A 13,400-nucleotide genomic window follows, 5' to 3' on the forward strand; every position below is an offset into this window, starting at 1 on the left:
TATGAAAAAGGCTGTAGTATTTTTCCTTTTATTTTTCTCATCACTCGTTGCGAGTGCACAGGTGAGAAAAGTGGTTATTCGTCAGTATGCCAACGGGAATCCGGAAGTAATTTACTACCTGAAGGGAAAAGAAATGAATGCCGAAAAAATAAAGGAAGAAGTCTTTTATGAAAGTGGCAAAATGGAATATTCCGGTCAATATAAAAACGGCGTTGAGCACGGTGAGTGGGTTTACTATTATGAAAACGGCAATATTAAAGCCAAGGAATATTGGAAAGAAGGTGTGGAAAATGGTGTGTGGAAGGAATATCACCCCGACGGAAAACTTGCCCGCGAGATTATTTATAAGGACGGGGTGATAAAAGATAAAATTGTAAAGTAATCAGGCTGTTTCTAATTCAGCCTTGCGCAAGGCTTTCACCTTATCGTCATTTAGGTATTCGTCGTAGGTCAATTGCTTATCAATAATTCCAGACGGAGTAATTTCAATGATGCGATTGGCTACGGTTTGAACGAATTCGTGGTCATGCGATGTAAACATAACCATTCCTTTAAAATCGATTAGTGAATTATTGAATGCAGTGATAGCTTCGAGGTCGAGGTGATTCGTTGGTTCGTCGAGTAACAAGAAGTTTGCCTGTTGGAGCATCAGTCGCGAAATCATACAACGTACTTTTTCGCCTCCCGACAATACTTTAACGGATTTGAGTGCTTCTTGTCCGGAGAACAACATTTTCCCCAGGAATCCGCGCACATAATCCTCGTCTTTATTTACCGAATATTGACGTAACCAGTCGACCAATGAATTTTCTTCCGTAAAGTAAGCGCTGTTTTCATTAGGGAGAAATCCTTTTTTAATGGTTATCCCCCACTCGATGGTTCCCTGTGCTTCCCGTTCACCGGCTAGGGTTTCGAGCAGTGCTGTGATGGCCATTGAATTTTTAGAAATAACAGCGATTTTATCTCCTTTATTTACTTTAAATGAAATATTGTTGAGCAGTGTTTGATCTTCACTTTTAATAGTAAGATGTTCAACTTTTAAAATCTGATCTCCGGCTTCCCGTTCCATATTAAAAATGATGGCGGGATATTTTCTGGTGGAAGGTTTGATTTCGTCGATCTGGAGTTTTTCCAATAATTTTTTACGGGAGGTAGCCTGTTTACTTTTAGCTGCATTGGCACTGAAACGCGCAACGAATTCCTGAAGTTCTTTGCGTTTATCCTCCATTTTTTTGTTTTGATCGGCTCTTTGTTTCAATGCTAACTGCGATGCCTGGTACCAGAAGGAATAGTTACCGGTATAAAGTGTGATTTTCCCGAAATCGATATCGGCGATGTGGGTACAAACGGTGTCTAAAAAGTGACGGTCGTGCGATACAACGATAACGGTATTCTTAAACTCCGCCAGAAAATCTTCCAGCCAGGAAATGGTGTCCACATCCAAGTCGTTGGTTGGCTCATCGAGGATAAGGATATCCGGATTTCCGAATAATGCCTGTGCCAATAAAACCCTTACTTTTTGATTACCGGATAATTCGTTCAATTTTATTTCATGAAATTCTTCGGCAACACCAAGGTTGGAGAGCATTTCCGCTGCATTTGTTTCTGCATTCCATCCATCCATTTCCGCAAACTCCGCCTCTAATTCTGCCGCACGGTTTCCATCTGCCTCAGTCATTTCTTCCTTAGCGTAGATGGCATCTTTTTCCTGCATAATTTTATACAGGGGTTTATGTCCCATAATAACCGTATCGATAACACGGCATTCATCAAATTCAAAGTGATTCTGCTTTAAAACAGCCATCCGTTTACCCGGCAGGATGGATACTTGTCCTTTAGTAGGATCCACCTCTCCACTTAAAATCTTTAAAAACGTAGATTTTCCTGCCCCGTTTGCTCCGATTACGCCATAGCAATTGCCCTCCGTGAATTGGACATTCACTTCATCAAATAAGATTCTTTTGCCAAACTGGAGGGTAATGTTCTGGGTACTGATCATGGTAAAAAGTTTAAATTCCGGGCTGCAAAGGTAAGGTTTTATGCCCTAAAACCGCATTATACCCAGTTGTTTCCCGTATTTTATCAACACTTTCTTGGTTTGTATCGAAAAAGCATCGATATTTGCGCCCTGTAATCAAAAAAGAAAACCTAATAAAAACCAAAATGATGAAAATCAAAGTTTTAGCTCTTTCAGCAGTTGCTGCCTTTATGGTTGCCTGCGGTGGCGGATCTACTCCAGAAGATGTTGCCAAAAATTTCCATGAAGCTCTTACCGCTCAAGAGTGGGACAAAGCAAAAGATCTTGCTACTGAAAGTGGTAAGAAGAACATTGACCAAGCGAAGGAATTCTCTGAATCAATGGGTGCACTTGGTGGTGAAAAACCAGCTAAGCCTGAAATCGAAGAAGTAAAGTGTGATACTAAAGAAAATGAATCAACTTGTACTTGTAAAGAAAAAGGTGGAAAAGAAACTAAGTACACTTTGAAAAAAGAAGGTGACAAGTGGTTAGTAGACTACAGCAAGCTTGGTAACATGGGCGGAGAAACTCCAACTGAAGAAGCTGCTCCAGTTGAAGAGCCTGCTACTGACGAAACTGCTCCAGTTGAAGAAACAGAAGCTCCAGTTGAAGAATAAGATTATCTTATTACTGATATTAATTATCCCCGTTTCAGGTTGCCTGAGCGGGGATAATTCTTTACAGCAGGACCTAAGTTGTCCTGTTCCTGAAAACGTACTTTCCAGTCTTCAGGAAGGCGATTTTATCCTTCGTCAGGGTGGTGGGGCTTTTTCTGAAAAGATCATTGAATACATGGGCGAGGAAAAACACTTTTCACATGTAGGTATGGTTTGCAACATCAACGGAAAATTGAAAGTTGTGCATTCCGTTTCGGAAGAATTATCGGGAAGAGACGGAGTTCAAACCCAAGGCATAAAAGCGTTTTGTACCGATGTTGCTGATAGCAATATTTGTATTATGCGTCCGAAAATGACCAAGGAGGAAATTGCCAAAATGACCAAGCTGGCACGCCATTATCTCCGCGAAAAAATACCTTTTGATTATGATTACAATACGGAAGATTCGAGTCAACTGTATTGCATTGAACTTGCCTATTACACCTACGGAACAGTAATGGGAAAAAACCGTTTCGACATGAAAGATTGCGGCGACGGTATTTTTGTTCCTTTATTCGGTTCTTTTTTTAAATCCGAATACTTCGAGACAATTTTTTGTCTGAAGCAATATTAATCCATTTATTTCCCCGTTTCCAGTCCGATATGAAACACGGCATCACCCTGGTGCACGACCGGATTATTATTCATTCCAATGACATACCCTTCATATTTTGAAATGATTTTTACTTCGTAGTGTCCGAAGGGATCATTGATTACGCCAACGGGTTGATTTTTCATGACAGGATCTCCGCATTCTACGAATGATTTAAACATGCCTGCACGTGTAGCACGAAGCCAGGAGCTATCCAACAATAATTTGGAAGTTCGCTCTTCATATTTTTCATTGATCATTCCCAAATAGCAAAGCAAACGCTTGGTCCCATCGATCGCCTCTGAAATGGAGTTTTCGTCGAAACGCATGGACTCTCCTCCTTCGAATACAATCACCGGTTTACCCATTTTGGAGGCCTGGTGACGAATGGATTTTGCAATCAGGGAAGAATTCAATGTAAATGGTGCTGCAAATGCCTTTGCAATCAGTTCTGAGTTTTTATCGACCACCGAATAGCGCATTTGTGGATAGTTGGTTCGCTGGGCTCCACCGGTGTGAAAATCGACCCCATAATCGATAATGGGAAGTATATTTTTGGTGATGTGCCAGGCTACCCTACTTGCCAGTGATCCATTAGCGTCTCCGGGAAAACTTCTGTTGACATCTTTTCCATCGGGCACCTCACGTGAGTAATTTAAAAATCCAAATACATTTAAAACCGGAATAGCTATTACTGTTCCGCAAATGAGGTTGTTGAACCTGTTTTCGGAAATCATACGGCGGATGATTTCAATCCCATTCACTTCATCACCATGTAATCCTCCCGACAAGAGGAGCACGGGTCCGTCGGTCTTACTTCTGTAAACGAAAATGGGCATGTTAATCATCATCCCGGATGGGAGGCGGGCGATATCGTAATTGATGATTTTATGCTGACCCAGGGCTACTGATTCTTTACCGATGGTGATTAGTTCCGGCATAGTTTTTTTTTACTAAAATAATGAATGGACGCTTCACTCAATTATTTTTTTTGCGGCCTGAGAAGGATATCTTAAAATGATTTACATTGGTTGCAATTCTCCCGCACCATGATGCATCCGGACACTGAACTCCGATTTATAAGTCCTGAAATTGGACATGGAGTTTTCGCTTCTGCTTTTATTCCCAAAGGCAGCATTGTTTATATTAAAGATTTAATGGAGATCGTAATTCTGCCTGATGATCCATTACGGAAAGATCCGAGGTATGCTCCACTCATTGAAAAGTATTCGTATGAAGAACCCAATGGAAATTTAGTTTTCAGTTGGGATATTGGTCGTTTTGTAAATCACTGTTGTGCGTGCAACACCATTAGCACCGGATACGGATTTGAAATTGCCCTTCGCGATATTGAAGCGGGCGAAGAAATTACTGACGAATACGGATTATTCAACTCGGGCTGGGAAATGAAATTAAGCTGCAGTAAACCCGGTTGTAGAGGGAAATTATCACCGGGTGATATTGATGTGTACGCCGGAAAATGGGACGAACAAATTAAAGATGCGTTGAAGGTTTTTAATCTGGTACCGCAACCGCTGGAGGTATATATGGAAGAAATCACCAAAAAAAACCTGGATCTTTTTCTACAGAAAGGCGAAGGCTATGTATCGGTGTTAACCTTAAAAAAGAAATAAGTTATCGTTTTGCATCGAGCCATGATTGCAAAATGATAGCTGCAGAAACGGCATCGAGGGTTGATTTATCTTCTTTCTTTTTTTTCGAAGCTCCACCCAAAGCCATAGCCTGGGCTGCCATCGAGGAAGTAAAACGTTCATCGACCCGAACGAGTTCTAATTCGGGAAAGGTCCGTTTTAAATGCACGCAAAATTCATTGATCATTTTACTGGCATCGGTTTCTGTTCCGTTTAACCGCTTTGGTTCGCCAACTACCAGTGTCTTAATTTTAAGTTGAGGAATATTTTTTTTCAGCCAATCTGTTATTTCGGAGGAGTGAATGACTTTAAGCGGACTGGCAATCATTCCCAATGAATCGGTAATGGCTAATCCCACCCGCTTTGATCCATAATCTATTCCCAGTGCTACACTCATTTTTTGCTTTTAATGATTTCAATTAATTCATGGAGTAATTCCGATTTGGACTGATCGGCATTCACTTTTTCTTTTGCCAATAGATAATAGGGCATTCGTTCATTTAATTTCTGTGTTACGAAGGGCAATAAATCTTCGTCGGGAATATTTTTAAGCAATGGCCGGTGAACCTTGCGTGGAAGTAAACGTTGTGTAAGCTCTTTTGCTGTGGAAGAAAAATAAATGGTTAAGCCCGCCGCATTCATTCGTAATGCATTATCGGCAAAACAAGGTGTACCTCCCCCAACCGAAATTACTCCTGCTTCATTGGAATGAATGATTTGTATTAAGTTTTGATGTTCCACTTCTCTGAAATAGGCTTCTCCTTTGGCAGAAAAAATCTGTGCGATGGTTTGACCTTCTTCCATTTCAATTTTCTGATCGAGATCGATGAAATCGACATTCAGGTGTTGCGCCAGTTTTTTTCCTACACTGGTTTTACCTACTCCCATAAATCCCCAAAGAAATATTTGCATTTTAAAGCGAATGTCGATTAATTGAACCTGTCTATTCAACAATTGTTAATAGTTTTTCCCCAATTTTAAGTTTTTATTTTGCAAAAAAGAATATCCCTTTTATATTTGCACCCGCTTTCAGGGAAAAACTTCTCAAAAAGCCAATAAAACCAACGATTCCGTAGCTCAGCTGGTAGAGCACAACACTTTTAATGTTGGGGTCCTGGGTTCGAGCCCCAGCGGGATCACAAACCGTGAAGCAGATTCAATCTCTTCACGGTTTTTTTTTGCATTCAACTTTCCATCCCTCCATTTTATTTCCTTGAATTCCCCATCCTTCTGCATTTGCATTTGCCATCACCCGAAGGGTGAAGGTGATTTTGTAATTAGCCTGACTGCTTATTTTATTTTCTACTTCCCAATTTCGTTTGTTCTTATCCCAAGATGGGAAATATTTTTTGGCAGCACTCTTTATTAACAACTACAAATCAACACATTAACAAGCGTGGCAACATTCATGCTCTTTGGATACAAAACAATGTATCATGGGCGCAATTCAATCTTTCCGTTTAATCCTTCTTAACACAATGGTGTTGTTGATTGGATTTTCCAATATCTCTTATGGAGCTTATTGCTCTACTCCTTCTTCTACGGTTGCTATTACTCCGACCACTACTGCGCAACAAAGTGCGTCGTACAATTCAGGTAAACGTGCATTTAGCTTTACGGCTACTGCAGGGTGTACCTATTATTTCGAAACTTGTGGGTATTCCACTGCAGATACCTATTTGCGTTTGTACTCCGGATTGGGTACAACATTACTTGCAAGCGGCGATGATAATTGTGGTCTTCAGTCGGCCATTACCTGGACCTGCTCCAGCTCCGGGACCTATTCAGTTTTATTGACAAAAAGCTCTTGTGCGAACCTGAATTCGGCCACAAGACTGAATTATTATATTGCTTCATGCGTTGCTCCGTATGATCCTTGCGCTTCCATCACTTCTATTCCCACATGCGGTACCAGCGTAACAGCTTCGATGTCGGGAACCGGTGCCGGATGGTCGCCCTCTTCTTGCGGATATTCTACTCCCGGTCAGGAAAAACTTTTTTCATTTACACCATCTGCCAGTGGTAATTATTCCATTAATGTAACCGCCATTTCCGGTGGATATATTGACTTTTTCTGGAAAGATGCTTCATCGGGTTGCAATGCAACGGGGTGGAATTGTATTCAGGATATTGTTTCTACCGGGACTTACTATGGCGGTACTTCTATTTCACTTACTGCGGGTGTTACTTATTATTTTTTACTCGATCCGGAAGGAAGTGGATCTTATTCTGCTACCTTTTCGATTGGTTGTCCTGCTGCTGCCGTTAGCAATGATATCTGCTCTTCTGCAACACCCATCACCTGTGGCCAAACCTTAAGCGGAACTACCATTGGTGCCACTTCTACTGGTGAAACCACGTTGAATGGCGGAACATGCGGCACCTCGATTACTCAAGCAGGCGTATGGTATGTGGTTACAGGAACCGGTCAGGATGTTCTTGCCAGTTTATGCGGTACTTCGTGGGACAGTAAAATTTCTGTTTTTTCGGGATCATGCGGTGCATTAACCTGCATTGGAGGAATAGATGATAATGGTCCTGCCTGCACTGGACTTTCTGCCTCCTATTCTTTTTCTACCGTAGCAGGAACTGCTTATTACATTTTGGTTCATGGATATTCTTCGGATTCGAATTTCGATTTGACTTTGAGTTGTTCAACTCCGGATCCACTTTCAGCAGCAGTATCATCTCCTGCCTGTACGAATGGTTCCATTTCACTTAGTGTTACGGGTCAGGTAGGAACTGTTGACTGGTACACCGGATCATGCGGTGGCACCTACATCGGTAGCGGAAATCCCTTTTCCACTGTAATCACTGGTGCAACCACCTATTATGCCCGCAACAATGCAGGAAGCGTATTAAGCAGCGGTTGTGCGAGTGTCAGCGTATCTCCCAATGCAATTCCTTCTGCACCTATGGTGACGGGTTCAAGCATTTGTTATGGTGCTACAGGTCCTGTATCGAGCAGCAGCACTGTTTCGTGGTATAACGCGAGTTCAGGAGGAACTTTATTGGGAACAGGAACAAGTTATACCAGCGGAAGCTTAACCTCAACCACGACTATTTATGCGGAAGAAAATGTAGGCGGATGTTTGAGTTCAAGATCTGCTGCAGTGATTGCCGTAAATCCACTCCCCTCTTCTATTGCCAGCACGAATTGCAGTTCAACCGGTTGTTATATTGCCGATGCGAATAACTGGGTTTTAATGCCGAATCCTGCCAATGAACTTGTGGCTTCGGTTTACGATGCCAGCGGTGGAAATGCATTGGGTAATACCATGGCTGATGTATTGATTAATACCAGCGTTCAATCCTTTAACGGAATGCCTTACCTGCAACGTGTAATTACCATTACTCCAACATCGAATGGTCCTGCCCAGGTAAAACTTTATTTCACCAATGCTGAATTTGCTGCCTTGCAAGCTGCGGATCCTTCGTTGAATTCCATTTCTCAATTAGGTGTTACCAAATTTGCAGGTCCTGGTTTAAGCGGTGCATCTGTTTACGTTGCTCCTTCGCAGATTACAGCGAATACGCCATATGCCGGTGTAAATGAAATTACCATTACCGTGACTGGCTTTTCAACCTTTGTGATTCATCGAAATGTTAATGCAACTCCACTTGCCATTCACCTTGCTTCATTCGATGCTCGTCCCGTAACCGATCATGTTTCCATTGAGTGGGTAACTGCTTCTGAAGAAAACAATGATTTCTTTTTAATTGAGCGTTCGGAAGATGGTATTTCGTTTGAACGTATTCTGGAACATGATGGCGCGGGTAACAGCAATCACACACTACATTATGCCATGGATGACAATTCTCCTCTTACAGGATGGTCGTACTATCGTCTGCGCCAGGTGGATTATGATGGTCACAGTACCGTTTCTCAAGTGAAAGCTGTTTATTTTGATCCAAGTGAAAATGATATCACCGTGTATCCAAATCCTGCTATCAGCGGAAGTGTGGTTCAAATTAAAGGAAGCTACAGCGGATCCATCGAAATCTTCTCGATGAGTGGTCAATTAGTAAAATCCATTCAAAACAGCAGTTCTATTTCTACCGAAGATCTTACACCCGGGGTTTACTTTGTACGCTTCGGTGGAAATGGTGCCGCTAAAAAATTAATTATCGAATAATAAAACAGACCGAATCAGAGATTCCTTTCTATCGCCGCCCATGATTATTGCGGGTTTTTGAATCGGTTCTGTTTTTACATCTTTCCATCTCCGGCCGGTGAATTCATTCCCACCGCAGCCCAATTTTCGAAGAATTTGCCTCCGGAGATGGTTTAAAAATGACTATATAACCGAAAATATTTTTCTAACTAAATTCTTAGTTGATTATAATTCGAAATGATCCAGCCAATCCGGATCACTCATCTGGGCTTTGATGCGTTCCATATCGCCAAATGCAGAAACCAATTCATCTCGTCCCTTTTCATTGACCAAATCTTTTTTAAACCAGTTTCCTTTTTCGGGATGGTATTCGGGACAAATAAAATCGACCATGGCCTCGCCGATGTCTTTCATCAAATCAAATTTGGCCACCTCATCCAATCCTATTCCATCCAATTCTTCATTGCTGATATCCCATAACCATTCTGCTTTTATTCCTGCTACCTTCTTAATTTTCCGGTTAGGCATTTTACGTAAGGAGGACTGATCGAGCGATAGCTGAAAACGCCGGTAGTCGAGTCCGTTCATTAATCCACTCCGGATTAAATCGAGTTGCATATCGGATGCATCTGCGCTGGCTTCTTCCATTACGTAGTTTAACCAAAACGCGACATCGAGTCCTTTCGGATTAATGGTTTCTTCTGGCTTCACAAATTTTACGGATGTTCCTGTTCCGAGACTGAACACGGTTAATTTATCGGAAAAATATTTTCCTCTTCCACTATATCTCACTGCCTCCATAATGGCAGCCAGTGATGGATTATTGTAGGTAGTTGTCCCCCCATCCACAAATCGTTCTAATGGGGTAAAATAGGTGGGTGCCGACATGGTTGCTTCAAGTACGGCTCGGAGTAAAACAGATTTGTACATGCCATGGTATTCTTCTCCATTTCTGAAACAAGCGAAAAACGTTTCTTCGCTCGCGGCTAAATCTTTAGAAGTAATCAGCAAGTCGGTTTCTGTTTCTTCGCATACATTTTCTAAACTTACATTACCTAAAATTTCTTTTAATCGCTTCCGGTAATTGGCTTTGGAATAAAGCGGCGGATTTAAAAAGCGGTTGGCCAGCATTCCCTTTTTCAGGAATACTTCGGTGACCAGCTCCACGTATTTTTCTTCGATTTCGGTTGCCGTAAATCCTTTTGCAATGAGTCCTGCAATTATTCCTCCGGTGGATGTCCCCGCCACCATATCCACTAATTTATACAAGGGAATTCCTGCCAATTCTTCCATTTTTTTCAGAAGCTGGAGCGTCATAATTCCCCGTATTCCTCCTCCATCGAGGCAAAGGATAACCCGATTTCCTTCCGGAATATTCAGTCGTTCAAATGCTTGTTGACGTTCTGTACTCATGGTATGAAGTTTATATGAAACTAATCATTTTCCGGATATCGTGTTTATATTTATCCATGCATTCTTTTAATAGCAAACTATGAATTCGCAACGCTTCAAATTAATTAAGGACATGCTGGAAAATAATCCGGGTGATTCCTTTTTAAAATATGCCGCTGCACTGGAATATAAAAAGTCGGGCGACATTGAAAAAGCGATTCAACTTCTGGAAGAATTAAGAATTGAGCATCCCCATTACCTGGCTTGTTATTATCAGCTTGGTAAATTGCATGAGCAACATTTATCTCCACAGCGTGCACAATCCGTTTATGCAGAAGGCTTGGAAATTGCGAAAGCGGCCGGCGATCAAAAAGCGTTGAGTGAATTAAGGGAAGCGCTGCAACAGATTTCGGAGGACTGATTTCAAACAATCATTCAAGTGCAACACATAATGGTTCAGCCCACCGGGTGATAGGCCAATTATGTATTGTTGTTGTATGAAAAAAATCTGGTTGAAACGCATTATTGGGGCTTGCCTTGGATTTGCTTTGATTTTGCTGATTTTACTTTTTTATGCCAATCAGCGAATCATCTCCTCTTCGCAGGGAAAAATATACGCTGATGTGCATGAAATTCCTGCCAATGATTTCGGACTGGTCCTCGGAACCTCGAAATATCTTGGTCGCTATTTGAATCCCTATTTTAAACGAAGAATTGAAGCTGCTGCGGAGTTGTATCATGAAGGCAAAGTAAAGCACCTTGTGGTAAGTGGCGATAACTCTTCTGATGTTTATAATGAGCCGGAGGATATGAAACGCATGTTGATGGAAAAAGGAGTTCCTTCGGATGCCATCACCTGTGATTATGCCGGATTGAGAACCTTCGACTCGATGATTCGCATGAAGGAAATTTTCGGTTGTTCGAAATTCACCATTATTTCGCAACAATTCCACAATGAACGAGCATTGTATATTGCGGAATGTAATGCTTTGGATTGCATTGCGTTTAACGCCAAAGAAGTTTATCGTGGTCCCAAATCGCTCCTGCGCGAATATTTTGCACGGTTAAATGCTGTGTTAGATAATTGGTTCGGGACTCAACCCAAATACCTCGGAAAAAAGGAATTTATCGTGCTAAGGCATCAAAGATAAAATTCCCCGGTTATGCGCGAATACCATTCGGAACGCTGATTGGCTTCGGTGTAAATAAATTCATGTTGAATAAGTACTTCCGTTTTTTCTTTTTTGAAAGCAGCAACCAATCTCACAGGACTTGTATCGGAAAAAGAAGAAATACGAATGAATTGATCGGCGTACAATTGATTTTTTGTTGCAAGATCCTGCAAATGATTTTCACTTTCTGCCGGAACAATAACATAAAATTTTCCCGTGTTGCTAAGCAAAGTAAAAGCTGAAGCAAACAAATGTTCGAAAGGAAGAAACTGGTTATGCCGGGCTGCATCGCGTTGACGATTGCCGGATGAAAGTGCGTTTTTATAATATGGCGGATTGCAAACAATAAGATCAAATTGCTGCGCAGGGTGGTAGTCTTGCAAACTCACTTCTTGCAATTTAATTCTGTTTTGAAAAAGTGTCTGATTAAAATTCAATACCGCATCCGTACACGCATCTGTATCCGGTTCAATTGCATTTATCTGTGCATGCAGAAATCGTTGTGCAAGCATCATAGCGATTAATCCTGTTCCCGTTCCTATATCAAGAATAGAAGTCGGTTGATTTGCATCTGCCAAAGCACCCAATAATACGCCATCGGTTCCCACCTTCATGGCAGCATTGGATTGTGAAATAGAAAATTGTTTGAATTGAAAGGGACGATGATATTTATTTTCGGCCATTCGCTTTAAATATCTTTATCGCCGGAATTGATGTTCGGATCGAGGTACATCTCTACCAATCCTTCGGGTACATCCACAAAAACCTTTTTCTGCTGGCGGTCCACCAATGTGATGATCTGATCTGTAACCGGAATCAGAATTTCCTTTTTATCGCGCAGTACCTGCAATAATACTTGTGCAGCACCATCGAATACATCCTTAATTTCTCCGATTGTCCCCAGCGTTTTATCCTCTACCTCAAAGCCGATCACTTCGTGAAAATAAAATTTATTGCCGCTGAGTGGTGGTAAAAATGCGAGTGGCAACCAGAGTGATTTACCCACCATTTTTTTTGCTTCAGCTTCTCCTTCTACTCCTTCAAATTTCGCTACCACCTTTCCATTGTTTCCGGGAGAGTAGCGGTCGAACTGATACATTTTCAATTCGCCATTGATCTCCACATAAATTTCATCGAGATCATTATAATAAGAAGGGGAATCCACATCCAGAAAGATGTTGAATTCCCCTTTGAATCCGTGTAATTTGGCGATGTAGCCTACATTAAAACAGTCCTCTTTTTTCACAGGACCGCTTTTAATTAAGCTTCAGTATTTTCTGCTGATTCTTCTGCTGCCGGAGCTTCAGGAGCCTCAGGAGCCGCAACTGCTGCAGCTGCACGAGCTTGTTCTTTAGCAGCACGAACTTTGCTTTCTGCTTCTAAGCGCGCTTTAACGTCTGCTTTTTTCGCTGACTCAAGGTTATTGCGTTTAGATTGAATTTTACCTTCTTTTTCGCTCAGCCATTTTTCAAATTTAGCATCCGCTTGTGCTTGTGTTAAAGCTCCTTTTTTAACCCCTTTGTTCAAGTGACTTTTGTAAAGGATTCCTTTGTAAGAAAGGATAGCGCGGCAAGTTTCTGAAGGCTCTGCACCTTTTTCTACCCATGCTAATGCTGCATCAAAGTTAAGATCGATGGTAGCAGGATTTGAAGTTGGATTGTAAACACCGATTTTCTCGATGAAACGACCATCACGTGGTGAACGTGAATCTGCTACTACAATGTGGAAAAATGGTTTTCCTTTTTTACCGTGACGGGCAAGTCTGATCTTAGTTGCCATAGTTAATTGTTTTAAAAGGGTCCTA

The 13,400-nt window shown here is 41.6% G+C and carries 15 protein-coding genes and 1 tRNA gene; 8 read left to right on the forward strand and 8 right to left on the reverse strand.

Annotated elements, in window-relative coordinates:
• Nucleotide 1: 1 nt before the first annotated feature.
• A complete protein-coding gene (locus K1X56_06770; GenBank protein ID MBX7094403.1) occupies nucleotides 2-382 on the forward strand; it encodes a hypothetical protein in 381 nt (126 codons plus the stop codon).
• On the opposite strand, the gene K1X56_06775 is transcribed toward K1X56_06770, so the two are convergent.
• Nucleotides 383-1,999, reverse strand: coding sequence for an ATP-binding cassette domain-containing protein (locus K1X56_06775; protein ID MBX7094404.1), 1,617 nt, complete (start codon nucleotides 1,997-1,999; stop codon nucleotides 383-385).
• A 167-nt stretch (nucleotides 2,000-2,166) separates the two neighbouring features.
• Here K1X56_06775 and K1X56_06780 point away from each other — a divergent pair, with 167 nt between their 5' ends.
• The gene (locus K1X56_06780; protein MBX7094405.1) at nucleotides 2,167-2,634 is read left to right on the forward strand and encodes a DUF4878 domain-containing protein; all 468 of its coding nucleotides are present in this window, start codon (nucleotides 2,167-2,169) and stop codon (nucleotides 2,632-2,634) included.
• Nucleotides 2,624-3,247 (forward strand): hypothetical protein, encoded by a 624-nt coding sequence (locus tag K1X56_06785; protein ID MBX7094406.1) that lies wholly within the window; start codon nucleotides 2,624-2,626, stop codon nucleotides 3,245-3,247. The genes K1X56_06780 and K1X56_06785 overlap by 11 nt, the downstream gene beginning before the upstream one ends.
• A gap of 5 nt (nucleotides 3,248-3,252) precedes the next feature.
• On the opposite strand, the gene K1X56_06790 is transcribed toward K1X56_06785, so the two are convergent.
• Complete coding sequence (locus tag K1X56_06790) at nucleotides 3,253-4,206, reverse strand: succinylglutamate desuccinylase/aspartoacylase family protein (GenBank protein MBX7094407.1); 954 nt, start codon at nucleotides 4,204-4,206, stop codon at nucleotides 3,253-3,255.
• Nucleotides 4,207-4,314: 108 nt separating this feature from the next.
• On the opposite strand from K1X56_06790, the gene K1X56_06795 reads away from it, so the two are divergent.
• Nucleotides 4,315-4,899 carry an SET domain-containing protein gene (locus K1X56_06795; protein MBX7094408.1) on the forward strand — a complete coding sequence of 195 codons (585 nt, stop codon included), beginning with the start codon at nucleotides 4,315-4,317 and terminating at the stop codon, nucleotides 4,897-4,899.
• 1 nt (nucleotide 4,900) lies between these two features.
• On the opposite strand, the gene ruvX is transcribed toward K1X56_06795, so the two are convergent.
• On the reverse strand, nucleotides 4,901-5,314 hold the full coding sequence (gene ruvX, locus K1X56_06800; protein MBX7094409.1) for a Holliday junction resolvase RuvX: 414 nt from the start codon (nucleotides 5,312-5,314) through the stop codon (nucleotides 4,901-4,903).
• Nucleotides 5,311-5,829, reverse strand: coding sequence for an AAA family ATPase (locus tag K1X56_06805; protein ID MBX7094410.1), 519 nt, complete (start codon nucleotides 5,827-5,829; stop codon nucleotides 5,311-5,313). The genes ruvX and K1X56_06805 overlap by 4 nt, the downstream gene beginning before the upstream one ends.
• Before the next feature lie 154 nt (nucleotides 5,830-5,983).
• Here K1X56_06805 and K1X56_06810 point away from each other — a divergent pair.
• Both K1X56_06810 and K1X56_06815 read left to right on the forward strand, forming a co-directional pair.
• A tRNA-Lys gene (locus K1X56_06810) sits at nucleotides 5,984-6,056 on the forward strand.
• 297 nt (nucleotides 6,057-6,353) lie between these two features.
• Nucleotides 6,354-9,053 carry a T9SS type A sorting domain-containing protein gene (locus K1X56_06815; protein ID MBX7094411.1) on the forward strand — a complete coding sequence of 900 codons (2,700 nt, stop codon included), beginning with the start codon at nucleotides 6,354-6,356 and terminating at the stop codon, nucleotides 9,051-9,053.
• A 204-nt stretch (nucleotides 9,054-9,257) separates the two neighbouring features.
• Here the strand turns inward: K1X56_06815 and K1X56_06820 are convergent, their stop codons facing one another.
• Nucleotides 9,258-10,445, reverse strand: a complete 1,188-nt coding sequence (locus K1X56_06820) for a patatin-like phospholipase family protein (GenBank protein MBX7094412.1) — start codon at nucleotides 10,443-10,445, stop codon at nucleotides 9,258-9,260.
• A 79-nt stretch (nucleotides 10,446-10,524) separates the two neighbouring features.
• Between K1X56_06820 and K1X56_06825 the strand changes: the two genes are divergently transcribed.
• Together K1X56_06825 and K1X56_06830 are read left to right on the forward strand one after the other, a co-directional pair.
• Nucleotides 10,525-10,845: a hypothetical protein gene (locus K1X56_06825; GenBank protein ID MBX7094413.1), complete on the forward strand. Its 321-nt coding sequence runs from the start codon at nucleotides 10,525-10,527 to the stop codon at nucleotides 10,843-10,845.
• Nucleotides 10,846-10,921: 76 nt separating this feature from the next.
• Nucleotides 10,922-11,575: a YdcF family protein gene (locus K1X56_06830; protein MBX7094414.1), complete on the forward strand. Its 654-nt coding sequence runs from the start codon at nucleotides 10,922-10,924 to the stop codon at nucleotides 11,573-11,575.
• Here K1X56_06830 and K1X56_06835 read toward each other — a convergent pair.
• The 3 genes from K1X56_06835 to K1X56_06845 are packed head-to-tail and all read right to left on the reverse strand — an operon-like array spanning nucleotide 11,566 to nucleotide 13,375.
• Nucleotides 11,566-12,279 (reverse strand): methyltransferase, encoded by a 714-nt coding sequence (locus K1X56_06835; protein ID MBX7094415.1) that lies wholly within the window; start codon nucleotides 12,277-12,279, stop codon nucleotides 11,566-11,568. The two genes, K1X56_06830 and K1X56_06835, sit on opposite strands and share 10 nt — an antisense overlap.
• A 5-nt stretch (nucleotides 12,280-12,284) precedes the next feature.
• Nucleotides 12,285-12,842 (reverse strand): ribosome maturation factor RimM, encoded by a 558-nt coding sequence (gene rimM / locus K1X56_06840; GenBank protein MBX7094416.1) that lies wholly within the window; start codon nucleotides 12,840-12,842, stop codon nucleotides 12,285-12,287.
• Nucleotides 12,843-12,856: 14 nt separating this feature from the next.
• Nucleotides 12,857-13,375 carry a 30S ribosomal protein S16 gene (locus K1X56_06845; GenBank protein ID MBX7094417.1) on the reverse strand — a complete coding sequence of 173 codons (519 nt, stop codon included), beginning with the start codon at nucleotides 13,373-13,375 and terminating at the stop codon, nucleotides 12,857-12,859.
• Between the last annotated feature and the right edge of the window lie 25 nt (nucleotides 13,376-13,400).

Source organism: Flavobacteriales bacterium (assembly GCA_019694795.1).
Taxonomy (GTDB): Bacteria; Bacteroidota; Bacteroidia; order Flavobacteriales_D; family UBA2798; genus UBA2798.

Coding starts and splice junctions, on each gene's coding strand:
- K1X56_06770 (MBX7094403.1), top strand. CDS start 2: ATGAAAAAGGCTGTAGTATTTTTCCTTTTATTTTTCTCATCACTCGTT.
- K1X56_06775 (MBX7094404.1), bottom strand. CDS start 1,999: ATGATCAGTACCCAGAACATTACCCTCCAGTTTGGCAAAAGAATCTTA.
- K1X56_06780 (MBX7094405.1), top strand. CDS start 2,167: ATGAAAATCAAAGTTTTAGCTCTTTCAGCAGTTGCTGCCTTTATGGTT.
- K1X56_06790 (MBX7094407.1), bottom strand. CDS start 4,206: ATGCCGGAACTAATCACCATCGGTAAAGAATCAGTAGCCCTGGGTCAG.
- K1X56_06795 (MBX7094408.1), top strand. CDS start 4,315: ATGATGCATCCGGACACTGAACTCCGATTTATAAGTCCTGAAATTGGA.
- ruvX (MBX7094409.1), bottom strand. CDS start 5,314: ATGAGTGTAGCACTGGGAATAGATTATGGATCAAAGCGGGTGGGATTA.
- K1X56_06805 (MBX7094410.1), bottom strand. CDS start 5,829: ATGCAAATATTTCTTTGGGGATTTATGGGAGTAGGTAAAACCAGTGTA.
- K1X56_06815 (MBX7094411.1), top strand. CDS start 6,354: ATGGGCGCAATTCAATCTTTCCGTTTAATCCTTCTTAACACAATGGTG.
- K1X56_06820 (MBX7094412.1), bottom strand. CDS start 10,445: ATGAGTACAGAACGTCAACAAGCATTTGAACGACTGAATATTCCGGAA.
- K1X56_06825 (MBX7094413.1), top strand. CDS start 10,525: ATGAATTCGCAACGCTTCAAATTAATTAAGGACATGCTGGAAAATAAT.
- K1X56_06830 (MBX7094414.1), top strand. CDS start 10,922: ATGAAAAAAATCTGGTTGAAACGCATTATTGGGGCTTGCCTTGGATTT.
- K1X56_06835 (MBX7094415.1), bottom strand. CDS start 12,279: ATGGCCGAAAATAAATATCATCGTCCCTTTCAATTCAAACAATTTTCT.
- K1X56_06845 (MBX7094417.1), bottom strand. CDS start 13,375: ATGGCAACTAAGATCAGACTTGCCCGTCACGGTAAAAAAGGAAAACCA.